This window comes from Streptococcus sp. 714 (assembly GCF_013277115.1).
GTDB lineage: Bacteria > Bacillota > Bacilli > Lactobacillales > Streptococcaceae > Streptococcus.
The window spans coordinates 54,720-81,177 of sequence record NZ_VMMH01000008.1; the positions used below are offsets into that span (position 1 = coordinate 54,720).

Annotated in this window: 25 protein-coding genes; 24 read left to right on the forward strand and 1 reads right to left on the reverse strand. The window is 39.9% G+C overall.

The annotated features are described in order from the left end of the window. Positions 1-106 precede the first annotated feature (106 nt). The 6 genes from HT718_RS03095 (at position 107) to HT718_RS03120 (ending at position 4,713) form a co-directional block, all read left to right on the forward strand. The gene (locus HT718_RS03095) at positions 107-751 is read left to right on the forward strand and encodes a YesL family protein (protein ID WP_173267224.1); all 645 of its coding nucleotides are present in this window, start codon (positions 107-109) and stop codon (positions 749-751) included. Between the two features lie 173 nt (positions 752-924). Then, positions 925-1,842: a dihydrodipicolinate synthase family protein gene (locus HT718_RS03100; protein ID WP_001281525.1), complete on the forward strand. Its 918-nt coding sequence runs from the start codon at positions 925-927 to the stop codon at positions 1,840-1,842. Positions 1,843-1,859: 17 nt separating this feature from the next. Beyond that, the gene (locus tag HT718_RS03105; protein WP_020900416.1) at positions 1,860-2,744 is read left to right on the forward strand and encodes an ROK family protein; all 885 of its coding nucleotides are present in this window, start codon (positions 1,860-1,862) and stop codon (positions 2,742-2,744) included. A gap of 330 nt (positions 2,745-3,074) precedes the next feature. After that, positions 3,075-3,839 carry a class I SAM-dependent methyltransferase gene (locus tag HT718_RS03110; RefSeq protein WP_020900417.1) on the forward strand — a complete coding sequence of 255 codons (765 nt, stop codon included), beginning with the start codon at positions 3,075-3,077 and terminating at the stop codon, positions 3,837-3,839. Positions 3,840-4,085: 246 nt separating this feature from the next. Then, complete coding sequence (locus HT718_RS03115; RefSeq protein WP_020900418.1) at positions 4,086-4,373, forward strand: XRE family transcriptional regulator; 288 nt, start codon at positions 4,086-4,088, stop codon at positions 4,371-4,373. Beyond that, entirely contained in the window at positions 4,363-4,713 is a 351-nt protein-coding gene (locus HT718_RS03120; RefSeq protein WP_020900419.1) for a type II toxin-antitoxin system RelE/ParE family toxin, read from the forward strand. Before HT718_RS03115 ends, HT718_RS03120 begins: the two co-directional genes overlap by 11 nt. A gap of 61 nt (positions 4,714-4,774) precedes the next feature. On the opposite strand, the gene HT718_RS03125 is transcribed toward HT718_RS03120, so the two are convergent. After that, the gene (locus HT718_RS03125) at positions 4,775-5,626 is read right to left on the reverse strand and encodes a MurR/RpiR family transcriptional regulator (protein WP_173267226.1); all 852 of its coding nucleotides are present in this window, start codon (positions 5,624-5,626) and stop codon (positions 4,775-4,777) included. 181 nt (positions 5,627-5,807) lie between these two features. Here HT718_RS03125 and pbp2b point away from each other — a divergent pair, with 181 nt between their 5' ends. The 18 genes from pbp2b to HT718_RS03215 all read left to right on the forward strand — a co-directional run bounded on the left by pbp2b (position 5,808) and on the right by HT718_RS03215 (position 26,280). Then, positions 5,808-7,865 (forward strand): penicillin-binding protein PBP2B, encoded by a 2,058-nt coding sequence (pbp2b, locus tag HT718_RS03130; RefSeq protein ID WP_134803829.1) that lies wholly within the window; start codon positions 5,808-5,810, stop codon positions 7,863-7,865. Between the two features lie 10 nt (positions 7,866-7,875). Then, positions 7,876-8,472 (forward strand): recombination mediator RecR, encoded by a 597-nt coding sequence (gene recR, locus HT718_RS03135; protein WP_000966754.1) that lies wholly within the window; start codon positions 7,876-7,878, stop codon positions 8,470-8,472. A 175-nt stretch (positions 8,473-8,647) separates the two neighbouring features. After that, positions 8,648-9,691: a D-alanine--D-alanine ligase gene (locus HT718_RS03140; protein ID WP_173267228.1), complete on the forward strand. Its 1,044-nt coding sequence runs from the start codon at positions 8,648-8,650 to the stop codon at positions 9,689-9,691. A gap of 83 nt (positions 9,692-9,774) precedes the next feature. Further along, a complete protein-coding gene (murF, locus tag HT718_RS03145) occupies positions 9,775-11,148 on the forward strand; it encodes a UDP-N-acetylmuramoyl-tripeptide--D-alanyl-D-alanine ligase (RefSeq protein WP_020900422.1) in 1,374 nt (457 codons plus the stop codon). After that, the gene (locus HT718_RS03150; protein ID WP_020900423.1) at positions 11,135-11,746 is read left to right on the forward strand and encodes an NUDIX hydrolase; all 612 of its coding nucleotides are present in this window, start codon (positions 11,135-11,137) and stop codon (positions 11,744-11,746) included. Before murF ends, HT718_RS03150 begins: the two co-directional genes overlap by 14 nt. 90 nt (positions 11,747-11,836) lie before the next feature. Then, positions 11,837-12,541, forward strand: a complete 705-nt coding sequence (locus tag HT718_RS03155; protein ID WP_020900424.1) for a TIGR02206 family membrane protein — start codon at positions 11,837-11,839, stop codon at positions 12,539-12,541. 218 nt (positions 12,542-12,759) lie between these two features. Continuing rightward, a complete protein-coding gene (ftsA, locus tag HT718_RS03160) occupies positions 12,760-14,133 on the forward strand; it encodes a cell division protein FtsA (RefSeq protein ID WP_020900425.1) in 1,374 nt (457 codons plus the stop codon). A gap of 16 nt (positions 14,134-14,149) precedes the next feature. After that, on the forward strand, positions 14,150-15,409 hold the full coding sequence (gene ftsZ / locus HT718_RS03165; protein ID WP_020900426.1) for a cell division protein FtsZ: 1,260 nt from the start codon (positions 14,150-14,152) through the stop codon (positions 15,407-15,409). A gap of 4 nt (positions 15,410-15,413) precedes the next feature. Next, positions 15,414-16,085, forward strand: a complete 672-nt coding sequence (locus tag HT718_RS03170; RefSeq protein WP_173267230.1) for a YggS family pyridoxal phosphate-dependent enzyme — start codon at positions 15,414-15,416, stop codon at positions 16,083-16,085. A gap of 9 nt (positions 16,086-16,094) precedes the next feature. Next, complete coding sequence (locus HT718_RS03175) at positions 16,095-16,634, forward strand: cell division protein SepF (RefSeq protein ID WP_173267232.1); 540 nt, start codon at positions 16,095-16,097, stop codon at positions 16,632-16,634. Next, complete coding sequence (locus HT718_RS03180; RefSeq protein WP_000576514.1) at positions 16,634-16,897, forward strand: YggT family protein; 264 nt, start codon at positions 16,634-16,636, stop codon at positions 16,895-16,897. Before HT718_RS03175 ends, HT718_RS03180 begins: the two co-directional genes overlap by 1 nt. Next, on the forward strand, positions 16,894-17,679 hold the full coding sequence (locus HT718_RS03185) for an RNA-binding protein (protein ID WP_173267234.1): 786 nt from the start codon (positions 16,894-16,896) through the stop codon (positions 17,677-17,679). Before HT718_RS03180 ends, HT718_RS03185 begins: the two co-directional genes overlap by 4 nt. Before the next feature lie 8 nt (positions 17,680-17,687). Next, on the forward strand, positions 17,688-18,569 hold the full coding sequence (locus HT718_RS03190) for a DivIVA domain-containing protein (protein WP_307877694.1): 882 nt from the start codon (positions 17,688-17,690) through the stop codon (positions 18,567-18,569). A gap of 252 nt (positions 18,570-18,821) precedes the next feature. Beyond that, a complete protein-coding gene (ileS, locus tag HT718_RS03195; RefSeq protein WP_173267236.1) occupies positions 18,822-21,614 on the forward strand; it encodes an isoleucine--tRNA ligase in 2,793 nt (930 codons plus the stop codon). 400 nt (positions 21,615-22,014) lie between these two features. Continuing rightward, on the forward strand, positions 22,015-22,395 hold the full coding sequence (locus HT718_RS03200; RefSeq protein ID WP_173267238.1) for a hypothetical protein: 381 nt from the start codon (positions 22,015-22,017) through the stop codon (positions 22,393-22,395). Positions 22,396-22,408: 13 nt separating this feature from the next. Beyond that, the gene (locus HT718_RS03205; RefSeq protein WP_173267240.1) at positions 22,409-22,885 is read left to right on the forward strand and encodes a hypothetical protein; all 477 of its coding nucleotides are present in this window, start codon (positions 22,409-22,411) and stop codon (positions 22,883-22,885) included. Between the two features lie 238 nt (positions 22,886-23,123). Beyond that, positions 23,124-23,816, forward strand: a complete 693-nt coding sequence (locus HT718_RS03210) for a phosphoglycerate mutase (protein WP_000240129.1) — start codon at positions 23,124-23,126, stop codon at positions 23,814-23,816. A gap of 52 nt (positions 23,817-23,868) precedes the next feature. After that, on the forward strand, positions 23,869-26,280 hold the full coding sequence (locus HT718_RS03215; protein ID WP_173267242.1) for a glycoside hydrolase family 95 protein: 2,412 nt from the start codon (positions 23,869-23,871) through the stop codon (positions 26,278-26,280). Positions 26,281-26,458: the final 178 nt, after the last annotated feature.

Here is a 26,458-nt window from a genome sequence, read left to right on the forward strand (position 1 = left end):
TCTTATTAAGCACTTTTGAAAATTGAGTTTAAGAGTTGAATCTTATCAATTGATAAATCGGAATGATTTAGCAAGTGATATAAATTAAATTATAGGGGGAGCAAACATGTCACAAAAAGGAAGAAGTCTCATCAAGGCTGCATTTGATACAGATAATTTTCTAATGCGAATTAGTGAGAAGGTTTTAGATATTGTAACAGTCAATCTTCTCTTTGTAGTAACTTGTTTACCAATCGTAACGATTGGAGTAGCTAAAATTAGTCTCTATCAGACGATGTTTGAAGTCAAGCAAAGTAGACGTGTTCCAGTTTTCAGAACCTATCTAAGAGTTTTCAGGCAAAATCTGAAACTAGGTTTTCAGTTGGGAATGTTAGAATTAGGAATTGTATTTCTAGTTCTTTCAGATCTCTATCTTTTCTGGGGTCAAACAGCTCTGCCCTTCCAATTGGTGAAAGCAATTTGTCTAGGCATTCTGATTTTCCTTACCATTGTGATGTTGGCTAGTTACCCTATCGCGGCACGTTATGACCTATCTTGGAAAGAAATTCTGCAAAAAGGATTGATTTTGGCTAGTTTTAACGCTCCTTGGTTTATCTTGATGATTGTAATTATCTTTTTGATTTTGATGATTCTATATCTATCAGCCTTTACCCTTCTATTGGGAGGATCTGCTTTTATTCTCTTTGGTTTTGGACTTCTTGCTTTTTTACAAGTAGGGATGATGGAAAAGCTATTTGCTAAGTATGAATAAGGATGGCAATCGTTTCTGAAACTACTTTCAAACGCTACAAAACCTATTCTATAAGAGAGAAACTAAAATCTAAGTGCCTACAAAATATTGAAAGCCTTTTCGGCAAAGTGTATACTAAAGAAGTAAAGAAAGAATCTGCTTTAGCAGAAAATAAAAATAACAGGAGAAAATCTATGTCAGATTTAAAAAAATACGAAGGTGTCATTCCAGCCTTCTACGCATGTTACGATGAACAAGGAGAAGTAAGTCCAGAGCGCACACGTGCCTTGGTTCAATACTTCATTGATAAAGGTGTTCAAGGTCTCTATGTCAATGGATCTTCTGGCGAATGTATCTACCAAAGCGTTGAAGATCGCAAGTTAATCTTGGAAGAAGTCATGGCAGTTGCCAAAGGTAAATTAACTATTATTGCCCATGTTGCTTGCAATAATACTAAAGATAGTATGGAACTAGCTCGCCATGCAGAAAGCTTGGGTGTAGATGCCATTGCAACAATTCCACCAATTTACTTCCGCTTGCCAGAATATTCAGTTGCTAAATACTGGAACGATATTAGTTCTGCAGCTCCAAATACAGACTACGTTATCTACAACATTCCTCAATTGGCAGGGGTTGCTTTGACTCCAAGTCTTTATACTGAAATGTTGAAGAATCCCCGTGTTATCGGTGTGAAGAACTCTTCTATGCCAGTTCAAGATATCCAAACTTTTGTGAGCCTTGGTGGAGAAGACCATATCGTCTTTAATGGTCCAGATGAGCAGTTCTTAGGTGGCCGCCTCATGGGTGCTAAAGCTGGTATCGGTGGTACATATGGTGCTATGCCAGAACTCTTCTTGAAACTTAATCAGTTGATTGCTGACAAAGACTTAGAAACAGCGCGTGAATTGCAGTATGCTATCAACGCAATCATTGGCAAACTCACTTCTGCACACGGAAATATGTATGGTGTGATTAAGGAAGTCTTGAAAATCAATGAAGGATTGAATATTGGATCTGTTCGTTCACCATTGACACCAGTAACCGAAGAAGATCGTCCAGTTGTAGAAGCAGCTGCAGCCTTGATTCGTGAAACCAAGGAGCGCTTCCTCTAATTCATAAGGAGGTATTTATGACACACTACGTTGCAATTGATATCGGTGGAACCAACATCAAATATGGTTTGATCGACCAAGAAGGCCAACTTGTTGAATCCCATGAAATGCCAACTGAGGCGCATAAAGGTGGCCCTCATATCTTACAAAAGACAAAAGATATCGTTGCCAGCTATCTAGAAAAAGGCCCAGTAGCAGGTGTTGCTATTTCTTCTGCAGGAATGGTGGATCCTGAAAAGGGTGAGATTTTCTATGCTGGCCCACAGATTCCAAATTATGCAGGAACCCAGTTCAAGAAGGAAATCGAGACGAGTTTTGCGATTCCTTGTGAAATTGAAAATGATGTCAACTGTGCAGGTCTGGCTGAGGCGGTATCTGGTTCAGGTAAGGGAGCGAGTGTCACTCTTTGCTTGACCATTGGAACAGGTATCGGTGGCTGCTTGATTATGGATGGGAAGGTTTTCCATGGATTTAGCAATTCGGCCTGTGAAGTCGGTTATATGCATATGCAGGATGGGGCTTTCCAAGATTTGGCGTCTACGACAGCCTTAGTGGAGTATGTAGCAGCAGCTCATGGAGATCCAGTTGACCAGTGGAATGGCCGACGCATCTTTAAGGAAGCCACTGAAGGCAACAAGATTTGTATGGCTGGTATCGACCGCATGGTAGACTACCTTGGAAAAGGTCTGGCAAATATTTGCTACGTTGCCAATCCAGAAGTGGTCATTCTAGGTGGTGGTATCATGGGACAAGAGGCGATTCTCAAACCGAAGATCCGCACAGCTTTAAAAGATTCCTTGGTACCAAGTCTAGCCGAAAAAACACAATTAGAATTTGCCCATCATCAGAATACAGCAGGTATGTTGGGTGCTTATTACCACTTTAAAATAAAACAATCCTAGTTTGGATTTATTGAATTAAGCAGAACACTTAATCACTACTTGAGTGAAAACTGTTTTGCTTAATTCTTTTTTTATTGCAGAATTTGATCCAAAGGAGGTAATCATGAGAAACTAGGAGAAAATAACTGCCTTGTGTGAAAAGTTAAAGCGAGAGTAATTCTATCATCAATTTAACTAGTGTTTAGTTTGAGTAAATGAGAAAATGCGGAAAAATGATATAATGAGATGGACGAAAATTTGACAAATTAGAATTTCTAGAGGTGAGAGAAATGTAATGGCAACACATCCAACTTAAATCGAAATCATATAAAATTACGAGGAGATTGTAAGATGAGTAATTATATAAAATTAAATGAAGATAGATGGAATAATGTAAATAATGACTACACTGAGCCATTGACACATGAAGAATTAGAAGAAGTTAGAAAACATCCAATTTCTGTTTCCTTAACTGTTGGGAAAAAAGTTCCAACAGAATGGTTTGAAAAAGCCAAGGGAAAAAAGATATTAGGGTTAGCTTGTGGTGGTGGACAGCAGGGACCAGTTTTTGCTGCAAAAGGTTATGATGTAACCATAATGGATTTTTCGAAATCACAATTACAAAGAGATGAGATGGTTGCTAAAAGAGAAGGCTTAAAAATCAATACAGTTCAAGGTGATATGACAAAACCATTTCCATTTGAAAATGAAACTTTTGATATTATTTTCAATCCGGTTTCAAATGTATATATAGAAGATTTAGAAAACATGTATAAAGAAGCCTCTCGAGTATTGAAAAAGGATGGACTGTTAATGGTCGGATTTATGAACCCTTGGATATACATGTATGATGCTGATATTGTATGGGATAAACCCGATGAGGAACTACTCTTGAAGTTTTCAATACCTTTTAATTCAAGAGAGCTTGAAGAGGAGGGCAAAATCACCATCAATCCAGAATATGGATATGAATTTAGCCATACCTTAGAAAGTCAGATTAGAGGACAACTTAAAAATGGTCTTGCTATGATCGATTTTTATGAATCATGTGATAAAAGACATCGATTATCACGTTATGGAAATGACTATATAGCTACACTTAGCATTAAACTATAATCTTATGAGACATACTTCAAGAGAATAGCCCGTTTTATGTTCCGTAAGGGTTAAAATCTAAATCTCAGTTTGTCGAAGTACAATAATCAAATAAAATTAGAGAGAGGAAGTAAAAGTAAATAGCAGATACTTCCTTTTTGTTGTCAAACATTCAAAAAACGGAAAGGAGGATTTTCAAATCAAATCCTCTTGACTTTCTTTATAATTGTGAGATAATAAATAAAATATATAAAGGAATTATATAAAATGCCTATAGCGAATTCAAGTAAAGTTGTGACCTTCCAAGCTAATAGAGAATTAGTAAATGATGCAATGGAAGTGTTAAAAGAAAAAAATCTCACTCTTTCTTCAGCACTAAGATTATTTTTAAAGAATGTTGCCGTAACAAATGAAGTAGATTTACTGAGTGAAGAGGAATTGGAGAAGGAGTATTTATTTAGGCAATTACAAGCAGAAGTTCAAGAAAGTTATGCCAAGATTGAGGCTGGAAATTACTTGACAGATGAGGATGTCGTGACACGCTATGGATTATAAAAAATATAGGATTTTGTATTCTCCTAGAGTAATTGATAGTCTGGATAAAATATATCAGTATATAGCAGAGGAAATCGGTTCTTTAGAGGCTGCGAGACGAAAAGTAGCTAATATTAGAAAAGATATTAATCGGCTAGAAATTTTCCCCCAAGCTGGATTTGATGCCGATGAAAAATTTGGTAAGAAATTAGATCCTCACTACCAAACGCGAGGATTGACCTTGAGTAAGGATTACATCGTATTATATACAATTGTGGAGGATACTGTCAGACTTGCTTATTTACTCCCTTCAAAAAGTGATTATATGAAATTATTTAAGACTAAGTCAAGATATGACTAATTCATAATCTAGAAGAGTTATGTTTAGTGACGAATAAAAATCCTAGTTTGGCCCAGCCAAACTAGGATTTTCTGATACGTTTTTGTCTACGATAGCCATTGAGTTTTTTATTTTCCCAGTAGCTATTAAAGATTTTCTCCTTACTTTCGCGATTGATTTCCAAAAAGTAGGCATAAATCAAATCGATAAAGAAGAGCATAGGAAGTTGAGCGGATATCCGTTGGATGTAGGAAGGTTGGCTGTGGCTGGCAACAAGAACGGTCTCTGTATAGGGCTGACTATCTTTATTGGGTACACTTGTAAAGAGAACAGTTTTTGCGCCCATCTCCCTGGCATCCAATAGGCTATCCAAAATAGAAGGTGTTGTGCCAGAGAGTGAAAAGCCGAGCACTAGACAATTTTCATCCATAATGCTGGTTGTCCAGGCAAAGCCGTCTTCATCGGTCAAAGCTTCACAGACTACCCCCAGACGCATGAAGCGAAATTTCATTTCACGAGCAACCAGTCCAGAACTCCCTGTTCCGAAGAAGTAGACACGCTCAGCATCTTCGATTAACTGGGCAATTCGTTCTAGTTGTATTTCGTCAATCAAGTCCTGTGTTTGTTCCCTCATATTGCTATAACTTCTGAGGACTCGTTTGGTTAAAGGACTATGTTTGTGAGAATAAGTGTCCTGTTTTTTTGATTGATGTTGGTATTGGAAAATAAATTCTCGGTAGCCAGTAAAGCCACACTTTTTAGCAAAGCGGGTTAGTGCGGCTTGGGAGATATGTAATTTCTGAGTGACTTGTTGAGAAGATAAATCATCTTTAATCGTCTCAGCTTGCAAAAAATAGCGAGCAATTTCTTGCTCTAGGTCTGTCATTTCTTCGAAGTGGGAATCAATGACAGTTGCGATATCCGGTTTGTTCATGGGGAAGGCTCCTTCATACGAGTCATATTGGAAAAAGGCTAGTCTTACATTTATTATAACATATAATATAGGGATGACTAAGTAAAAACGTATTGTCTATTGGAAAAGAAAAAAGCTTCCTTCTTTTCTACAATTTTATTCTCAAATTATGGTAAAATGGAGAGTAAGATTTTTATTAGAAATGAGACAGATTTGTATGAGAAAATTTAATAGCCATTCGATTCCGATTCGGCTTAATTTATTGTTTTCAATTGTCATTTTACTTTTTCTGACCATTATTGGTCGTTTGTTGTATATGCAGGTTCTGAACAAGGATTTTTATGAAAAAAAGCTAGCTTCAGCTAGTCAGACCAAGGTTACAACCAGTTCCGCTCGTGGGGAGATTTATGATGCTAGTGGCAAACCTTTGGTAGAAAATACTTTAAAGCAGGTTGTTTCCTTTACGCGTAGCAATAAAATGACGGCTAAAGATCTGAAAGAAATCGCTAGTCAGTTACTGGGATATGTGAGCATCACTTCGCCAAATTTGACAGAACGCCAGCTGGCAGATTATTATTTAGCTGATCCTGAGATCTATAAAAAAACAGTAGAGGCTCTCCCAAGTGAGAAACGCTTGGATTCAGATGGTAATCGTCTATCTGAATCAGAACTGTATAACAATGCGGTCGATAGTGTCCAGACGAGTCAACTAAACTATACAGAGGATGAAAAGAAAGAAGTCTATCTTTTTAGTCAGTTAAATGCGGTTGGAAACTTTGCGACAGGAAGCATTGTGACGGATTCTTTGACAGATACCCAGATTGCTCTGATTGCTTCCGCTTCCAAGAAATTACCTGGTATCAGTATTTCTACTTCTTGGGAAAGAAAAGTTTTAGAAACTTCCCTTTCCTCTATAATTGGTAGTGTGTCGAGTGAAAAAGCTGGTCTCCCAGCGGAAGAAGCGGATGCCTATCTTAAAAAAGGTTATTCTCTTAATGACCGTGTTGGGACTTCTTACCTGGAAAAACAATACGAGGAAACCTTACAAGGAAAACGCTCGGTGAAAGAAATTCATCTAGATAAGTACGGTAACATGGAAAGTGTTGAAAATATCGAAGCTGGTACCAAAGGGAATAATATTAAACTGACAATTGATTTGGCCTTCCAAGATAGTGTGGATGCTTTGCTGAAAAGTTATTTCAATTCAGAGTTGGGAAATGGTGGGGCCAAGTATTCTGAAGGCGTGTATGCAGTCGCCCTTAATCCCAAAACAGGTGCTGTTTTATCCATGTCAGGGATCAAACATGACTTGAAAACAGGCGAGTTAACATCGGATTCCTTGGGAACGATAACCAATGTCTTTGTCCCAGGTTCGGTTGTAAAAGCGGCAACTATTAGTTCTGGTTGGGAAAATGGTGTGTTATCTGGTAATCAAACTTTGACAGACCAGTCAATTATTTTTCAAGGTTCACCCCCTATCAATTCTTGGTATACAGCTTTTTCTGGTCCGATGCCGATTACAGCTGTTCAAGCCTTGGAGTATTCATCCAATACCTATATGGTCCAAACGGCTTTAGGGATTATGGGATTAACTTATCAACCGAATATGATTGCAGGAATTGGAAACTTAGGATCAGCTATGGGGAAATTACGCTCAACCTTTGGTGAATATGGTTTGGGATCAGCTACAGGTATTGATTTACCCGATGAATCTACTGGTTTTATCCCTAAAGATTATGATCTAGCTAATTATCTTACGAATTCATTTGGTCAATTTGATAACTATACGCCGATGCAGTTGGCTCAGTATGTGGCAACTATTGCTAACAATGGAGTTCGTGTGGCTCCTCGTATTGTTGAAGGTATTTATGGAAATAATGATAAGGGAGGACTGGGCGACTTGATTCAGCAACTGCAACCGACAGAGATGAACAAGGTCAATATTTCTGACTCTGATATGAGTATCTTGCAACAAGGTTTTTATCAGGTTGCTCATGGGACTAGTGGATTGACAACTGGACGTGCCTTTTCAAATGGTGCCTTGATATCCATTAGCGGAAAAACGGGTACAGCCGAAAGCTATGTGGCAGATGGTCAGCAAGCAACCAATACCAATGCGGTGGCTTATGCCCCATCTGATAATCCCCAAATCGCTGTGGCAGTGGTCTTTCCTCATAATACCAATCTAACAAATGGTGTAGGACCTTCTATTGCGCGTGACATTATCAATCTGTATCAAAAATACCATCCAATGAACTAGAGAGGAATTTATGCTTTATCCAACACCCATTGCCAAGCTGATTGACAGTTATTCTAAGTTACCAGGTATCGGGATTAAGACGGCTACGCGTCTGGCCTTTTATACGATTGGGATGTCTGATGATGATGTCAATGAATTTGCAAAAAATCTCCTTTCTGCTAAGAGAGAATTGACCTACTGTTCTATTTGTGGTCGTTTGACAGACGACGATCCTTGTTCTATCTGTACCGATCCGACTCGTGACCAGACGACGATTTTGGTGCTAGAGGATAGTCGTGATGTAGCGGCTATGGAAAATATCCAAGAATACCATGGACTCTATCATGTCCTGCATGGTCTCATTTCTCCTATGAATGGCATTAGTCCAGATGATATCAATCTCAAGAGTCTCATGACCCGTCTTATGGATAGTGAGGTTTCAGAAGTGATTGTAGCAACCAATGCTACAGCAGATGGGGAAGCGACTTCTATGTATCTTTCGCGTCTGCTCAAGCCAGCTGGGATAAAGGTTACTCGTCTGGCACGAGGCCTCGCTGTCGGAGCGGATATCGAGTATGCGGACGAAGTCACCCTCTTACGAGCTATTGAAAATCGAACAGAATTGTGAGTGTAGACAAATTTACGAACTCCATTCATTTATAAAAAATCAAGGAGGCTGAAAATCGTTTATATCGGCCTCTTTTTGTATAGTGTGCTGAGTAGTATCAGGTTCAAGTTTTAAAAAACCAAGCAAATATGATATACTAAAGAGCGAGTATTCTAGTAGAATTAGGACAAATAATATGAAACAAACGATTATTCTTTTATATGGTGGACGGAGTGCGGAACGCGAAGTCTCTGTCCTTTCAGCTGAAAGTGTCATGCGTGCGGTCAACTACGACCGTTTCACAGTTAAGACTTTCTTTATCAGCCAGTCAGGTGACTTTATCAAAACGCAAGAGTTTAGTCAGACCCCAGGTCAAGAGGACCGTCTCATGACCAATGAAACCATTGATTGGGATAAGCAGGTTGCACCAAGTGCCATCTACGAAGAAGGTGCAGTGGTCTTTCCAGTTCTTCACGGTCCGATGGGAGAAGATGGATCTGTTCAAGGATTCTTGGAAGTTTTGAAACTGCCGTATGTCGGCTGCAATATCTTGTCATCCAGTCTTGCCATGGATAAAATCACGACCAAGCGTGTCTTAGAATCTGCTGGCATTGCCCAAGTTCCTTATGTGGCCATCGTTGAAGGTGACAATGTGACTGCTAAAATCGCTGAAGTTGAAGAAAAATTGACTTATCCAGTCTTCACAAAGCCGTCCAACATGGGTTCTAGTGTAGGTATTTCTAAGTCTGACAATCAAGAAGAACTCCGTCAAGCTTTGAAACTTGCCTTCCAATATGACAGCCGTGTCTTGGTTGAGCAAGGAGTGAATGCCCGTGAAATCGAGGTTGGTCTCTTGGGCAACTACGATGTCAAAAGCACGCTGCCAGGAGAAGTTGTCAAAGATGTTGCCTTTTATGACTACGATGCCAAGTATATTGATAACAAGATTACTATGGATATTCCAGCCAAGATCAGTGATGATGTGGTAGCTGTCATGCGTCAAAATGCAGAAACAGCCTTTCGTGCGATTGGTGGCCTCGGTCTCTCTCGTTGCGATTTCTTCTATACAGATAAGGGCGAGATTTTCCTAAATGAGCTCAATACCATGCCAGGTTTCACCCAGTGGTCAATGTACCCACTACTTTGGGACAATATGGGAATCATCTACCCAGACCTAATCGAGCGCTTGGTTGACCTTGCAAAGGAAAGTTTTGACAAGCGCGAAGCGCATTTGCTATAAAAATGAAAGAGAGGGTAGAAGCCAGAACCATCACTGTAAGGTGATCAGAGTTCTCGGGCTTCAACCCTTTTAAAGGAGTAGAAATGAAACTTACAATTCACGAAGTTGCTCAAGCTGTTGGAGCGAAAAATGATGTTAGCCTCTTTGAGGACATCCAGTTAGAAAAGGCTGAGTTTGACAGTCGTTTGATTGGGACTGGAGATTTGTTTGTGCCACTCAAAGGTTCGCGTGATGGTCATGACTTTATCGAAACAGCCTTTGAAAATGGTGCAGCACTAACCTTGTCTGAGAAAGAGGTTGCAAATCATCCCTACATTCTAGTAGATGACGTATTGACTGCATTTCAAACCCTAGCTGCCTACTATCTTGAAAAAATAGGAGTTGATGTCTTTGCTGTTACAGGTTCAAATGGCAAGACAACGACCAAGGATATGTTGGCACACTTGCTATCAACAACCTACAAAACCTACAAAACACAAGGTAACTACAATAACGAGATTGGCCTTCCTTACACAGTTCTCCATATGCCTGAGGGGACAGAAAAGTTGGTTTTGGAGATGGGGCAGGATCACTTGGGAGATATTCATCTCTTGTCTGAATTGGCTCATCCAAAAACAGCCATCGTGACCTTGGTTGGAGAAGCACATCTGGCCTTTTTCAAAGACCGTTCGGAAATCGCTAAAGGGAAAATGCAAATTGCAGATGGTATGGCATCGGGTTCTTTGCTTTTGGCCCCAGCTGACTCCATTGTAGAGGACTACTTGCCAGCTGATAAAAAGGTGGTTCGATTTGGGCAAGGAGCAGAGCTGGAAATCACAGACTTGGTTGAGCGCAAGGATAGTCTGACCTTTAAGGCTAATTTCTTGGACCAAGCCCTTGATTTGCCAGTGACTGGTAAGTACAATGCCACTAATGCTATGATTGCGTCTTATGTTGCCCTACAAGAAGGAGTTTCAGAGGGGCAAATTCATCAGGCCTTCCAAAATCTTGAATTGACACGTAACCGTACCGAGTGGAAGAAAGCAGCCAATGGAGCAGATATTCTGTCAGATGTTTACAATGCCAATCCCACAGCTATGAAGCTGATATTGGAGACATTCTCTGCTATTCCAGCCAACGAAGGGGGCAAGAAAATCGCTGTTTTGGCTGACATGAAGGAACTCGGTGACCAGTCTGTTCAACTCCATAACCAGATGATTTTGAGTCTCACACCAGATGTGTTGGATACCGTTATTTTCTATGGAGCAGATATCGCAGAATTGGCCCAACTTGCCAGTCAAATGTTCCCAATCGGACACGTTTATTACTTCAAGAAAACAGAAGATCAAGACCAATTTGAAGACCTAGTCAAGCAGGTCAAGGAAAGCCTTGGGGCTCATGATCAAATCCTGCTCAAAGGCTCTAACTCTATGAACCTAGCCAAATTGGTAGAAAGTTTAGAACATGAAGACAAGTGATTTTGTCAAGTATTTGCAAAGAATGATTGCCATTACAGATACTGGATTAACCTTTACAAAGGATCCGTTTGACCGTGAGCGCTACGAAGACTTGCGAGGACTTTTATCTGAAATGTTGAATCAAGCATCAGACCTTGATGCCGAAGAAGTGGCAGAAGTCTTGAAGCCAACTTCTGCCTATGCGACTCCGTTAATGGACGTCCGTGCTTGGATTGTTGAGGACGAAAAAATTTGTCTGGTTAGGGGACAAGGAGAGGATAGTTGGGCTTTGCCAGGTGGCTTTGGTGAGGTCGGATATTCTCCAACAGAAAATATTCTCAAGGAAATTGAAGAAGAAACCGGTTTTAAAGCCAAAGTTGAAAGCCTGCTAGCTGTTTTTGATACCAATCGTTTCCAACTACAGAGCAAACAGTATACAAAGTTTGTTTTTGGATGTAAGCTTCTTGATGGACAATTCCAAGAAAATCAAGAAATTGCTGACCTTCAATTTTTTGCCATTGACCAACTGCCGAACTTATCTGAAAAACGCATTACCAAGGAGCAAATAGAGCTTCTTTGGCAGGTTTATCAAGGTCAGAGGGAACAATATCTTGACTAAAAAGAGGATTATCGTATTTCTAAATTCATTTTTCTCAAGTAGCATGGTATAATAAAATGCAGGAAAATTTTGAATCATGAGGAAGACTAGATGAATTTATGGGATATTTTCTTTACGACCCAAGCAACAGAACCACCCAAATTTGACCTTTTTTGGTATGTCAGTATATTTACACTCTTGGCCTTGACCTTTTATACAGCCTATCGTTATCGTGAGAAGAAGGTTTACCAACGATTTTTCCAGATTTTACAGGCTGTTCAGCTAATTCTTCTTTATGGTTGGTACTGGGTCAATCATATGCCACTGTCAGAAAGCTTACCCTTTTACCATTGTCGTATGGCCATGTTTGTGGTACTCTTGCTTCCTGGTCAGTCCAAATATCGGCAGTATTTTGCATTGCTAGGGACATTCGGAACATTAGCAGCCTTTGTTTATCCAGTGCCAGATGCCTATCCTTTCCCCCATATTGCCATCTTGTCCTTTATCTTTGGGCACTTAGCTCTCTTGGGGAACTCTCTAGTTTATCTCTTGAGACAGTATAATGCGCGATTGCTGGATGTGAAGGGAATTTTTCTCATGACCTTTGCCCTAAATGCCTTGATTTTTGTAGTTAATTTGGTAACAGGTGGTGATTACGGATTTTTGACAAAACCGCCATTGGTTGGGGATCACGGCTTAGTAGCTAATTATTTAATCGTTTCTCTGGCCTTGTCGGCAGCGATTACCTTGACCAAGAAAATCTTGGAACTATTTTTAGAACAAGAAGCAGAAAAAATTATTGCAAAGAAAGCTTAGAAATGAGCTTTCTTTTTTGGCAATAGACAGATTGTTGATAAAGTTTACAGTGAATGAATTTCTGAACAGAAAAACAAAAAAATTGGCTAGTAAATTTAGGAAAAAACTGAGCACGATGAGATTTTTTGTGTTATAATATTCTGTGAATAGCTATGCCCACGTTTAGCTATTGAATATTACGAAGTTAGAAACTTGGAAGATAGAGAGGATGCGATGTAATGGCTAGAGAAGGCTTTTTTACAGGTCTAGATATTGGAACAAGCTCTGTCAAGGTGCTTGTAGCCGAGCAGAGAAATGGTGAATTAAATGTAATTGGTGTGAGTAATGCCAAAAGTAAAGGTGTAAAGGATGGAATTATTGTTGATATTGATGCAGCAGCAACTGCTATCAAATCGGCAATTTCCCAAGCTGAAGAAAAAGCAGGCATTTCAATTAAATCGGTGAATGTTGGTTTGCCAGCTAATCTCTTACAGGTAGAACCAACTCAAGGAATGATTCCAGTAACATCTGATACCAAGGAAATTATGGATCAAGATGTTGAAAATGTTGTCAAATCAGCCTTGACTAAGAGTATGACACCTGATCGTGAGGTTATCACATTCATCCCTGAGGAATTTATTGTTGATGGCTTCCAAGGAATTCGTGATCCACGTGGTATGATGGGGGTTCGCCTGGAAATGCGTGGTTTGCTTTATACAGGCCCTCGTACTATTTTGCACAATTTGCGTAAGACGGTTGAGCGTGCAGGTGTTCAGGTTGAAAATGTTATCATTTCACCACTAGCAATGGTTCAATCAGTTTTGAACGAAGGTGAGCGTGAATTTGGTGCTACAGTGATTGATATGGGGGCAGGTCAAACGACTGTCGCTACAATCCGTAACCAAGAACTCCAGTTTACCAATATTCTCCAAGAAGGCGGAGATTATGTAACTAAGGATATCTCTAAAGTCTTGAAGACATCACAGAAACTAGCCGAAGGTTTAAAATTAAACTATGGAGAGGCTTATCCTCCTATTGCAAGTAAAGAAACCTTCCAAGTAGAGGTTATTGGGGAAGTAGAACCTGTTGAAGTGACAGAAAATTACTTGTCAGAAATTATTTCTGCACGTATTAAGCATATTTTTGAACAAATCAAACAAGACTTAGACAGAAGACATTTATTGGATCTTCCTGGTGGCATTGTTTTGATTGGTGGAACGGCTATTTTACCTGGTATTGTGGAGCTTGCTCAAGAAGTTTTTGGTGTTCGTGTCAAGCTTTATGTTCCTAATCAAGTTGGGATTCGTAATCCAGCCTTTGCTCATGTGATTAGCTTGTCAGAATTTGCGGGACAATTGACAGAAGTACATCTCTTGGCTCAACGAGCAGTCAAGGGGGATGAAGGACTATTCCAACAACCGCTTGGTTTTGGGGGCATGATTCAGAAAACAGCTCAGTTTGTCCAATCAACTACTGTTCAACCAACCCCTGCTCCAGAAGTAGAGCCTGTAGCTCCTGCAGAACAAATTGCAGATTTCCAACAGACTTCACAAAATAAACCGAAATTAGCAGATCGTTTCCGTGGCTTGATCGGAAGCATGTTTGACGAATAAAGAGGAAAAATAAATTATGACATTTTCATTTGATACAGCTGCTGCCCAAGGCGCAGTGATTAAAGTAATTGGTGTCGGTGGAGGTGGTGGCAATGCCATCAACCGTATGGTCGACGAAGGTGTTACAGGCGTAGAATTTATCGCAGCAAATACCGATGTGCAAGCCTTGAGTAGTACAAAAGCTGAGACTGTTATTCAGTTGGGACCTAAATTGACTCGTGGTTTAGGTGCTGGGGGTCAACCTGAGGTTGGTCGTAAGGCTGCTGAAGAAAGCGAAGAAACACTGACTGAAGCTATCAGTGGTGCAGATATGGTCTTCATCACTGCTGGTATGGGAGGAGGATCTGGAACTGGAGCTGCTCCTGTTATTGCCCGTATTGCCAAAGATTTAGGTGCTCTTACAGTTGGTGTTGTAACACGTCCGTTTGGTTTTGAAGGAAGCAAGCGTGGACAATTTGCTGTAGAAGGAATCAATCAACTTCGTGAGCATGTAGATACTTTATTGATCATTTCAAACAACAACTTGCTTGAAATTGTTGATAAGAAAACACCGCTTTTGGAAGCTCTTAGCGAAGCGGATAATGTTCTTCGTCAAGGTGTGCAAGGAATTACCGATTTGATTACCAATCCAGGATTGATTAACCTTGACTTTGCCGATGTGAAAACGGTAATGGCAAACAAAGGCAATGCCCTCATGGGTATTGGTATCGGTAGTGGAGAAGAGCGTGTTGTTGAAGCAGCTCGTAAGGCAATCTACTCACCACTTCTTGAAACAACAATTGATGGAGCAGAAGATGTTATCGTCAACGTTACTGGTGGTCTTGATTTAACCTTGATTGAGGCAGAAGAGGCTTCACAAATTGTGAACCAGGCAGCAGGTCAAGGAGTGAACATCTGGCTCGGTACTTCAATTGATGAAAGTATGCGTGATGAGATCCGTGTAACAGTTGTTGCAACGGGTGTTCGTCAAGAACGTGTAGAGAAGGTTGTGGCTCCACAAGCTAGACCTACTACCAACTACCGTGAGACAGTGAGACCAGCTCATTCACATGGATTTGATCGTCATTTTGATATGGCAGAAACGGCTGAATTGCCAAAACAAAATCAACGTCGCTCGGAACAAGCTCAAGGATCCGCTTTTGGTGATTGGGATTTACGTCGCGAGACAATTGTGCGTCCGACTGATTCAGTAGTGTCACCGGTAGAACGTTTTGAAATTCCAAATTCACAAGATGAAGATGAGTTGGATACACCTCCATTTTTCAAAAATCGTTAAGTAAATGAATGTAAAAGAAAATACAGAACGTGTTTTTCGAGAAGTCGCAGAAGCAAGTCTGAGTTCTCATCGCGAGAGTGGCTCAGTCTCTGTCATTGCAGTTACCAAGTATGTAGATGTACCGACAGCGGAAGCCTTGCTTCCGCTAGGGGTTCATCATATCGGTGAAAATCGTGTAGATAAGTTTCTAGAGAAATATCAAGCTTTAAAAGATCGAGATGTGACTTGGCATTTGATTGGTACCTTGCAAAGACGTAAGGTGAAAGATGTCATTCAATACGTTGATTATTTCCATGCATTGGATTCAGTAAAGCTAGCAGAGGAAATTCAAAAAAGAAGCGACCGAGTCATCAAGTGTTTCATTCAGGTAAATATTTCTAAAGAAGAAAGTAAACACGGATTTTCGAGAGAGGAACTGCTGGAAATCTTGCCAGAGTTAGCCAAACTAGATAAGATTGAATATGTTGGTTTAATGACGATGGCACCTTTTGAGGCTAGCAGTGAGCAGTTGAAAGAAATTTTCAAGGCGACCCAAGATTTACAAAAAGAAATCCAAGAAAAACAAATTCCAAATATGCCTATGACCGACTTAAGCATGGGAATGAGTCGTGATTATAAAGAAGCGATTCAATTCGGTTCCACCTTTGTTCGCATAGGTACAGCATTTTTTAAGTAGGAGAGAACCATGTCTTTAAAAGATAGATTCGATAGATTTATAGATTATTTTACGGAGGATGAGGATTTAAGTCTCCCTAATGAAAAACGAGATGAGCCCATTTTAACTCCAGTAAATTCTACACAGGAAAAGGCTCTCTCAACGAATCAAACACCAAGCACAAGTGGTACAAAAGAAAATAATATTACTAGACTGCATGCACGTCAACAAGAGTTAGCAAAGCAAAATCAGCATTCTACTGAAAAAGTAACAATTGATGTTCGTTATCCTAGAAAATATGAAGATGCGATAGAAATTGTTGATTTATTAGCAGGAAATGAAAGTATTTTGATTGATTTTCAATATATGACTGAAGTGCAAGCTCGTCGTTGTTTAGATTATCTGGATGGAGCTTGCCATGTTCTAGCTGGAAATTTGAAAAAGGTAGCTTCTACCATGTATTTGTTGACACCAGTGAATGTTATTGTGAATATTGAAGATATTCGTTTACCGGATGAAGATCAACAAGGTGAGTTTGATTTTGATATGAGACGAAATAGAGTACGATAATGATTTTTTTAATTCGTATGATTTATAACGCAGTAGATATTTACTCCCTGATTTTGGTAGCCTTTGCTGTCATGTCTTGGTTTCCAGGTGCCTATGAATCAAGTTTAGGTCGTTGGATTGTAGCATTGGTAAAGCCAGTGCTTTCTCCCTTGCAACGCTTGCCTTTACAGATAGCGGGTCTTGATTTATCTGTTTGGGTTGCGATTGTTTTGGTTCGATTTTTAGGGGAAAATTTAGTGCGTTTTCTTGCAATGATAATATGAATAGAGGTATTTACCAGCATTTTTCTATAGAAGATCGTCCATTTCTTGACAAGGGAATGGAATGGATCAAGAAGGTGGAAGATAGCTACGCGCCTTTTTTAACTCCTTTTATCAATCCTCATCAAGAGAAGCTATTAAAAATTTTAGCCAAAACCTATGGTCTTTCTTGTAGTAGTAGTGGGGAATTCGTCTCGAGTGAGTATGTTCGGGTCTTACTATATCCAGACTATTTCCAACCTGAGTTTTCAGATTTTGAAATATCGCTTCAGGAAATTGTGTATTCCAATAAATTTGAAAATTTAACGCATGCTAAAATTTTAGGAACAGTCATCAATCAATTAGGGATTGAACGGAAACTTTTTGGAGATATCCTAGTGGATGAAGAACGGGCGCAGATTATGATTAATCAGCAGTTTCTTCTTCTCTTTCAAGATGGATTAAAGAAAATTGGCCGTATACCTGTTTCGCTGGAGGAACGTCCTTTCACCGAGAAAATAGATAAGCTAGAACAGTATCGAGAGCTGGATTTATGTGTGTCTAGTTTTAGATTAGATGTTCTTTTATCAAATGTTTTAAAACTATCTAGGAATCAAGCAAACCAGTTGATTGAAAAGAAACTTGTCCAAGTAAATTATCATGTGGTAGACAAATCAGATTATACTGTTCAAGTTGGAGACTTGATTAGTGTGAGAAAATTTGGGCGCTTGAGGTTGCTTCAAGATAAGGGACAAACAAAAAAAGAGAAGAAAAAAATAACCGTCCAGTTATTATTAAGTAAGTGAGGAAAAATATGCCAATTACATCGTTAGAAATCAAAGATAAAACCTTTAGCACACGTTTTAGAGGTTTTGATCCAGAAGAAGTAGATGAATTTTTAGATATTGTGGTTCGTGATTATGAAGATTTGGTTCGTTCTAATCATGATAAGGATTTACATATTAAAAATTTGGAAGAGCGTTTGTCTTACTTTGATGAGATGAAAGATTCGTTGAGCCAGTCTGTATTGATTGCCCAAGATACAGCTGAGAGGGTGAAACAAACAGCACACGATCGTTCAAATAATATTATTCATCAAGCTGAACAGGATGCACATCGATTATTGGAAGAAGCAAAATACAAGGCAAATGAAATTCTTCGTCAGGCTGCTGACAATGCTAAGAAAGTTGCTGTTGAAACCGAAGAATTGAAGAACAAGAGTCGTGTCTTCCACCAACGTCTCAAATCTACAATTGAGAGTCAGTTGGCTATTGTTGAGTCTTCAGATTGGGAAGATATTCTTCGTCCAACAGCTACTTATCTTCAGACAAGTGATGAAGCCTTTAAAGAAGTTGTTAGCGAAGTACTTGGAGAACCGATTCCAGCTCCAATTGAGGAAGAACCAATTGATATGACACGTCAATTTTCTCAAGAAGAAATGACAGAGTTACAGGCTCGTATTGAGGCAGCCAATAAAGAATTGGCTGAATTTGAAGCTCAAGCTAAACAGGAAGTGGAAAACCCAACTCCTGTAGTGAGTCCTCAAATTGAAGAAGAACCAGCTCATCCAGTTGGTCCAATGTATGAAGAACCAGAAGTAGCTCCAGTGCATCCGACAGGTCCAACACCAGCTACAGAAACGTTTGATTCAGCACCAGGATTTGAAGCACCGCAAGAATCTGTTACAATTTTATAAGAAATATTCTGAGAACAATATCTTATCCTTATATTTCCAGCGAGCAGGAGATGGTGTGAGTCCTGTAATCCCTAACGATAAGATTATCCTCTCAAAAACTCAAGTCTGAATGGAGTAAGATTTGACGTTCCCCACGTTACGGGATAAGAGGGAGAAAGACTAAATCTTTTTCCGAATAAAGGTGGTACCACGATTTTCGTCCTTTTTGGCAGTCGTGGTTTTTAATTTGTTATTATTTATAAAGGAGATACCATGAAACTCAAAGATACCCTTAACCTTGGGAAAACAGCTTTCCCAATGCGTGCAGGTCTTCCGACCAAAGAGCCAGTTTGGCAAAAGGAATGGGAAGATGCAAAACTTTACCAACGTCGTCAAGAATTGAACCAAGGAAAACCTCATTTCACCTTGCATGATGGCCCTCCATACGCTAACGGAAATATCCACGTTGGACATGCTATGAACAAGATTTCAAAAGATATCATTGTTCGTTCAAAATCAATGTCAGGTTTTTACGCACCATTTATCCCAGGTTGGGATACTCATGGTCTGCCAATCGAGCAAGTTTTGGCAAAACAAGGTGTCAAACGTAAAGAAATGGACTTGGTTGAGTACTTGAAGCTTTGCCGTGAATACGCTCTTTCTCAAGTAGATAAACAACGTGAAGACTTTAAACGTTTGGGTGTTTCTGGTGACTGGGAAAATCCATATGTGACTTTGACTCCTGACTACGAAGCAGCCCAAATCCGTGTATTTGGTGAGATGGCTAATAAAGGTTATATCTACCGTGGTGCAAAACCAGTTTACTGGTCTTGGTCATCTGAGTCAGCCCTTGCTGAAGCAGAGATTGAATACCATGACTTGGTTTCAACTTCCCTTTACTATGCCAATAAGGTAAAAGATGGCAAAGGTGTTCTAGATACAGATACTTATATCGTTGTTTGGACAACTACTCCATTTACTATCACAGCTTCTCGTGGTTTGACTGTTGGTGCGGATATTGATTACGTTTTGGTTCAACCTGCTGGTGAAGCTCGTAAGTTTGTGGTTGCTGCAGAATTGTTGACTAGCTTGTCTGAAAAATTTGGCTGGGTTGATGTTCAAGTCTTGGCAACTTCCCGTGGTCAAGAACTCAACCACATCGTAACAGAACACCCATGGGATACAGATGTAGATGAGCTCGTTATCCTTGGTGACCACGTTACCACTGACTCTGGTACAGGTATTGTCCATACAGCCCCTGGTTTTGGTGAGGACGACTACAATGTTGGTATTGCTAATGATCTTGAAGTCGCAGTGACTGTTGACGAACGTGGTATCATGATGAAGAATGCTGGTCCTGAGTTTGAAGGTCAATTCTATGAAAAGGTAGTTCCAACTGTTATTGAAAAACTTGGTAATCTCCTTCTTGCCCAAGAAGAAATCTCTCACTCATACCCATTTGACTGGCGTACCAAGAAACCAATCATCTGGCGTGCAGTTCCACAATGGTTTGCCTCAGTTTCTAAATTCCGCCAAGAAATCTTGGACGAAATTGAAAAGGTTAAATTCCACTCAGAATGGGGTAAAGTTCGTCTTTACAACATGATTCGTGACCGTGGTGACTGGGTTATCTCTCGTCAACGTGCTTGGGGTGTTCCACTTCCCATCTTCTATGCTGAAGATGGTACAGCGATCATGACAGCTGAAACTATTGAACATGTGGCTCAACTCTTTGAAGTACATGGTTCAAGCATTTGGTGGGAACGCGATGCCAAAGACCTCTTACCAGAAGGATTTACTCATCCAGGTTCACCAAATGGTGAGTTCAAAAAAGAAACAGATATCATGGACGTTTGGTTTGACTCAGGTTCATCATGGAATGGGGTTGTGGTAAACCGTCCTGAGTTGACTTACCCAGCAGACCTTTACCTAGAAGGTTCAGACCAATACCGTGGTTGGTTCAACTCTTCACTCATCACATCTGTTGCCAACCATGGCGTAGCACCTTACAAACAAATCTTGTCACAAGGTTTTGCCCTTGACGGTAAAGGTGAGAAGATGTCTAAATCTCTTGGAAATACCATTGCTCCAAGCGATGTTGAAAAACAATTTGGTGCGGAAATCTTGCGTCTCTGGGTAACAAGTGTAGACTCAAGCAACGATGTGCGTATCTCTATGGATATCTTGAGCCAAGTCTCTGAAACTTACCGTAAGATTCGTAACACTCTTCGTTTCTTGATTGCCAATACATCTGACTTTAACCCAGCTCAAGATGCAGTAGCTTACGATGAGCTTCGTTCAGTTGATAAGTACATGACTATTCGCTTTAACCAGCTTGTTAAGACCATTCGTGATGCTTATGCCAACTTTGAATTCTTGACAATCTACAAGGCCTTGGTGAACTTTATCAACGTTGATTTGTCAGCATTCTACCTTGATTTTGCTAAGGACGTTGTTTACATCGAAGGTGCCAAATCACTGGAACGCCGTCAAATGCAGACTGTTTTCTATGACATTCTTGTGAAAATCACCAAACTCTTGACACCAATCCTTCCTCACACAGCAGAGGAAATCTGGTCATATCTTGAGTTTGAAGCAGAAGACTTCGTTCAATTGTCAGAATTGCCAGAAGCAGAAACTTTTGCTAATCAAGAAGAAATCTTGGATACATGGGCTGCCTTCATGGACTTCCGTGGACAAGCTCAAAAAGCTTTGGAAGAGGCTCGTAATGCAAAAGTTATCGGTAAATCACTTGAAGCACACTTGACAGTTTATCCAAATGAAGTTGTGAAAACTCTACTCGAAGCAGTGAACAGCAATGTGGCTCAACTTTTGATCGTGTCAGACTTGACCATCGCAGAAGGACCAGCTCCAGAAGCTGCCGTTAGCTTCGAAGATGTAGCCTTTACAGTTGAACGCGCTGCAGGTGAAGTATGTGACCGTTGCCGTCGTATCGACCCAACAACAGCAGAACGCAGTTACCACGCAGTCATCTGTGACCACTGTGCAAGCATCGTAGAAGAAAACTTTGCGGACGCAGTCGCAGAAGGATTTGAAGAGAAATAAGGTTGAAAAGTCTAGGTAAAACTCAATTTGAGAAGAAAAGACAACTAATTTTATAGTCTATTAAACGCATTGTATCACGTTTTTGAACACCTGATACGATGCGTTTTTATTTATTTTGAAAATTTGTGAGGTGTGACTTTTTATACCCAACAAGAATCAAAGAGAAACTTAGCAAGCTAACAGTAGTAAGATAAAATAGGGATTTGATATCGCGGATAAGATCAATAAATAGTGTAACAATTTTACAATAATAAATTAGCATAGTTATTTTTGATTTCTGAAAAGTATTATATTTTATTTCATATTATACAAATTTTTATTTTATAATATCAGAAAATACTTTTTTTTTTAGCAAATATGATACAATTTTATTTGAAAAAAATAAAAAGGAGATTTTATTATGAAATCAAAAACACTTGCTTTAATTAGTGGTATCGTCGGTCTTGTGGGAGGAATTTTACTTCTTATTGGCCCATTTGTCTTGTTGGGGACAGCGGTAAATACAGCTGCTACAACTCTTAATGGAGGAGCTACTGCAGGTGCTGTTTCAGGTGTTACTTTACTCTTGAATGCCTTGAAGATTGCAAATCTTGTTCTCGGTATCATTGCTATTGTTTACTATAAAGGAGATAATCGTGTAGGTGCAGCTCCGTCTGTACTAATGATTGTTTCAGGTGGAGTTAGTCTCATTCCATTCTTAGGATGGGTTGGGGGGATTCTTGCTATTATTGGAGGATCTCTATTCCTTGCAACATTGAAGAAATTCAAATCAGAAGAATAAAAGGTGTTTTAGCATGAAAAGAACAAAAAAGTTTATCGGTCTAGGAGCAGTTCTATTATCTGTTTCTCTTCTCGCTGCATGTGGAGCACAAAATGCAAAGACTACTTCAACAAGTAGTGATGAGAAGACAGTAGCAACATCTAATACCTCAAAAGAAACAATCACTTTCGATACTCCAGTTGTAACAGATGATGCGATTGAATCAATGCGTACTTATGCAGATTATATAGATCTTTATAAAAAGATTTTTGATGATTATTTTACTAAAGCTGAGGAAAGTTTCAAAGGCACAGCTATGGAAAATAATGAGTCGTTTACCAAACTAAAAGAGTCAACTCAAAAATTATTCGATGCGCAGAAAAAAATATATGATTTGCTAGGGTCAACTGAGATCAAGGAAGATGATAAATCAAAATTGTCTCAACAATTGAAAGACTTTAGAGACAATTTGCAAAAACAGTTGAAAACTTTGACATCTCAACTACAGTAAGATAGAAATTTTTTTGTAGTAATTGAGAATAATTGGTTAAATTACACCCCAAATGTTAGAAATTGGGGTGTTTTTTAAAGGTTAAATAATGAAGATAGAATAGAAACAACCAAAAACAATGTGATTACCAAACAGTCCTTTCCTTTTTGGTTTTGACTAGCTTTTTTGTGAAAAATTGTGTAAAATAGAATAGATAAACGAGGGGAAACCTCGGAAAATTTAAAGGAGAATCCATCTAATGGTAAAATTGGTTTTTGCTCGCCACGGTGAGTCTGAATGGAACAAAGCTAACCTTTTCACTGGTTGGGCTGATGTTGATTTGTCTGAAAAAGGTACACAACAAGCGATTGACGCTGGTAAATTGATCAAAGAAGCTGGTATCGAATTTGACCAAGCTTACACTTCAGTATTGAAACGTGCAATCAAAACAACGAACTTGGCTCTTGAAGCTTCTGACCAATTGTGGGTTCCAGTTGAAAAATCATGGCGCTTGAACGAACGTCACTACGGTGGTTTGACTGGTAAAAACAAAGCTGAAGCTGCTGAACAATTTGGTGATGAGCAAGTTCACATCTGGCGTCGTTCATACGATGTATTGCCTCCAAACATGGATCGTGATGATGAGCACTCAGCTCACACAGACCGTCGTTATGCTTCACTTGACGACTCAGTAATCCCAGATGCTGAAAACTTGAAAGTGACTTTGGAACGTGCTCTTCCATTCTGGGAAGATAAAATCGCTCCAGCTCTTAAAGATGGTAAAAACGTATTCGTAGGAGCTCACGGTAACTCAATCCGTGCCCTTGTAAAACACATCAAAGGTTTGTCAGATGACGAAATCATGGACGTGGAAATCCCTAACTTCCCACCATTGGTATTCGAATTCGACGAAAAATTGAATGTAGTTTCTGAATACTACCTTGGAAAATAAAAAATTGTAAGCCTAGGATTGATTTCTAGGCTTTTTATGTTAGTATGGAAGTATGATAAGGAATAAAAAACAAGATTATGTACTGGCCTACAAGCAACCAGCATCAAGAACATATAAGGGTTGGGAAGAAGAGGCTTTACCAATAGGCAATGGTTCTTTAGGGGCAAAAGTATTTGGCTTTATAGGGGCTGAACGGATTCAATTTAATGAAAAAAGTCTCTGGTCTGGTGGTCCACTTCCTGATAGTTCAGATTATCAGGGTGGAAATCTTCAGGACCAGTATGGTTTTTTAGCTGAGATTCGGCAGGCTTTGGAGAAGAGAGACTACAATACTGCTAAGGAACTGGCTGAACAGCACCTAGTCGGGCCCCAAACGAGTCAATATGGGACCTATCTGTCCTTTGGGGATATTCATATTGAGTTTAGTAATCAAGGCAAGACTTTGTCTCAGGTGGCGGACTATCAGAGACAGCTGAATATTAGTAAGGCACTTGCGACGACTTCTTATGTCTATAAGGGAACGCGATTTGAACGTGAAGCCTTTGCGAGTTTTCCAGATGATCTCTTGGTTCAGCTCTTTACTAAGGAAGGGTTGGAAACTCTAGATTTTACTATAGAACTATCCTTGACCCGTGATTTGGCTTCTGATGGAAAGTATGAGCAGGAAAAATCTGATTACAAGGAATGTAAGTTGGATATTACTGATTCTCATATCTTGATGAAGGGAAGAGTTAAGGACAATGACCTGCAGTTTGCTAGTTATCTAGCTTGGCAAACAGATGGAGACATTAGAGTCTGGTCGGATAAGGTCCAGATATCAGGAGCCAGTTATGCCAATCTCTTCTTGGCGGCTAAGACAGATTTTTCCCAAAATCCTGCTAGCAATTATCGCAAGAAACTAGATTTAGAGCAACAGGTGATAGACTTGGTGGAGATAGCTAAAGAAAAGGGCTATACCCGATTGAAATCAAGGCATATTGAGGACTACCAAGCCTTATTCCAGCGTGTTCAATTGGATTTGGGAGCTGATTTTGAATCATCCCCTACGGATGATTTGCTAAAAAATTATAAGCCGCAAGAAGGGCAGGCTTTGGAGGAGCTGTTCTTCCAGTATGGACGGTATTTATTGATTAGTTCTTCCAGAGATTGTCCAGATGCTCTACCAGCTAACTTGCAAGGAGTCTGGAATGCGGTCGACAATCCTCCTTGGAATTCGGACTATCACCTGAATATCAACCTGCAGATGAATTATTGGCCAGCCTATGTTACCAATCTCCTAGAGACGGCTTTCCCAGTCATCAACTATATCGATGATTTGCGTGTCTATGGTCGTCTAGCGGCTGCAAGGTATGCAGGAATCGTCTCTCAGGAAGGGGAGGAGAATGGTTGGTTGGTCCATACCCAAGCGACTCCTTTTGGCTGGACGGCACCTGGTTGGGATTACTATTGGGGTTGGTCTCCAGCTGCCAATGCGTGGATGATGCAAACTGTTTATGAAGCCTATTCATTTTATAGGGACCAAGACTATCTCAGGGATAAAATTTATCCCATGTTGAGGGAAACGGTTCGTTTTTGGAATGATTTTTTACATGAGGATAGGCAGGCGCAGCGTTGGGTGTCTTCTCCGTCTTATTCTCCAGAACATGGGCCGATTTCGATTGGCAATACCTATGACCAATCTCTGATTTGGCAGTTATTTCATGATTTTATTCAGGCTGCTCAGGAATTGGGACTGGATGAGTCTTTGTTGACTGAGGTCAAGGAGAAGTTTGACTTGCTTAATCCTCTTCAAATCACTCAATCTGGTCGAATCAGGGAGTGGTATGAGGAGGAAGAGCAGCATTTTCAAAATGAGAAAGTGGAGGCCCAGCATCGGCACGCTTCCCATCTGGTGGGACTCTATCCTGGCAATCTCTTTAGCTATAAGGGGCAGGAGTATCTTGAAGCCGCGCGTGCTAGTCTCAATGATCGTGGAGACGGGGGCACAGGCTGGTCCAAGGCTAATAAGCTCAATCTCTGGGCGCGTCTAGGAGATGGAAATCGAGCCCATAAATTATTAGCAGAGCAGTTAAAGACATCCACCTTGCCCAATCTTTGGTGCACCCATCCTCCTTTTCAGATAGATGGTAATTTTGGTGCTACTAGTGGTATGGCAGAAATGTTGCTCCAGTCTCATACAGCTTATCTAGTGCTCCTAGCTGCCCTACCCGATGCTTGGTCAACAGGTTCTATTTCAGGTTTAATGGCACGTGGACATTTTGAAGTTAGTATGCGGTGGGAGGATAAAAAACTCTTACAGATGACCATTTTATCAGGAAGTGGAGGAGATTTGCGAGTCTCTTATCCAGGTATTGAAAAAAGTGTGATTGAAGTGAATCAAGAAAAAGCAAAAGTGAAATGTATAGGGAAAGATTGTATTTCAGTGGCGACAGCAGAAGGCGATCTGGTTCAATTTTCTTTTTAAGAAGATGTCATACTCTTCGAAAATCAAATTCAAACCACGTCAGCGTCGCCTTACCGTATATATGTGACTGACTTTGTCAGTCTTATCTACAACCTCAAAGCGGTGCTTTGAGCAACCTGCGGCTAGCTTCCTAGTTTGCTCTTTAATTTTCATTGAGTATTAGAAGGCAGTAATTTGG

Bases quoted from the DNA above. Each gene is read 5' to 3' on its own strand.
- HT718_RS03095 (WP_173267224.1), top strand. From the start codon at position 107: ATGTCACAAAAAGGAAGAAGTCTCATCAAGGCTGCATTTGATACAGAT.
- HT718_RS03100 (WP_001281525.1), top strand. From the start codon at position 925: ATGTCAGATTTAAAAAAATACGAAGGTGTCATTCCAGCCTTCTACGCA.
- HT718_RS03105 (WP_020900416.1), top strand. From the start codon at position 1,860: ATGACACACTACGTTGCAATTGATATCGGTGGAACCAACATCAAATAT.
- HT718_RS03110 (WP_020900417.1), top strand. From the start codon at position 3,075: ATGAGTAATTATATAAAATTAAATGAAGATAGATGGAATAATGTAAAT.
- HT718_RS03115 (WP_020900418.1), top strand. From the start codon at position 4,086: ATGCCTATAGCGAATTCAAGTAAAGTTGTGACCTTCCAAGCTAATAGA.
- HT718_RS03120 (WP_020900419.1), top strand. From the start codon at position 4,363: ATGGATTATAAAAAATATAGGATTTTGTATTCTCCTAGAGTAATTGAT.
- HT718_RS03125 (WP_173267226.1), bottom strand. From the start codon at position 5,626: ATGAACAAACCGGATATCGCAACTGTCATTGATTCCCACTTCGAAGAA.
- pbp2b (WP_134803829.1), top strand. From the start codon at position 5,808: ATGAGACAGATTTGTATGAGAAAATTTAATAGCCATTCGATTCCGATT.
- recR (WP_000966754.1), top strand. From the start codon at position 7,876: ATGCTTTATCCAACACCCATTGCCAAGCTGATTGACAGTTATTCTAAG.
- HT718_RS03140 (WP_173267228.1), top strand. From the start codon at position 8,648: ATGAAACAAACGATTATTCTTTTATATGGTGGACGGAGTGCGGAACGC.
- murF (WP_020900422.1), top strand. From the start codon at position 9,775: ATGAAACTTACAATTCACGAAGTTGCTCAAGCTGTTGGAGCGAAAAAT.
- HT718_RS03150 (WP_020900423.1), top strand. From the start codon at position 11,135: ATGAAGACAAGTGATTTTGTCAAGTATTTGCAAAGAATGATTGCCATT.
- HT718_RS03155 (WP_020900424.1), top strand. From the start codon at position 11,837: ATGAATTTATGGGATATTTTCTTTACGACCCAAGCAACAGAACCACCC.
- ftsA (WP_020900425.1), top strand. From the start codon at position 12,760: ATGGCTAGAGAAGGCTTTTTTACAGGTCTAGATATTGGAACAAGCTCT.
- ftsZ (WP_020900426.1), top strand. From the start codon at position 14,150: ATGACATTTTCATTTGATACAGCTGCTGCCCAAGGCGCAGTGATTAAA.
- HT718_RS03170 (WP_173267230.1), top strand. From the start codon at position 15,414: ATGAATGTAAAAGAAAATACAGAACGTGTTTTTCGAGAAGTCGCAGAA.
- HT718_RS03175 (WP_173267232.1), top strand. From the start codon at position 16,095: ATGTCTTTAAAAGATAGATTCGATAGATTTATAGATTATTTTACGGAG.
- HT718_RS03180 (WP_000576514.1), top strand. From the start codon at position 16,634: ATGATTTTTTTAATTCGTATGATTTATAACGCAGTAGATATTTACTCC.
- HT718_RS03185 (WP_173267234.1), top strand. From the start codon at position 16,894: ATGAATAGAGGTATTTACCAGCATTTTTCTATAGAAGATCGTCCATTT.
- HT718_RS03190 (WP_307877694.1), top strand. From the start codon at position 17,688: ATGCCAATTACATCGTTAGAAATCAAAGATAAAACCTTTAGCACACGT.
- ileS (WP_173267236.1), top strand. From the start codon at position 18,822: ATGAAACTCAAAGATACCCTTAACCTTGGGAAAACAGCTTTCCCAATG.
- HT718_RS03200 (WP_173267238.1), top strand. From the start codon at position 22,015: ATGAAATCAAAAACACTTGCTTTAATTAGTGGTATCGTCGGTCTTGTG.
- HT718_RS03205 (WP_173267240.1), top strand. From the start codon at position 22,409: ATGAAAAGAACAAAAAAGTTTATCGGTCTAGGAGCAGTTCTATTATCT.
- HT718_RS03210 (WP_000240129.1), top strand. From the start codon at position 23,124: ATGGTAAAATTGGTTTTTGCTCGCCACGGTGAGTCTGAATGGAACAAA.
- HT718_RS03215 (WP_173267242.1), top strand. From the start codon at position 23,869: ATGATAAGGAATAAAAAACAAGATTATGTACTGGCCTACAAGCAACCA.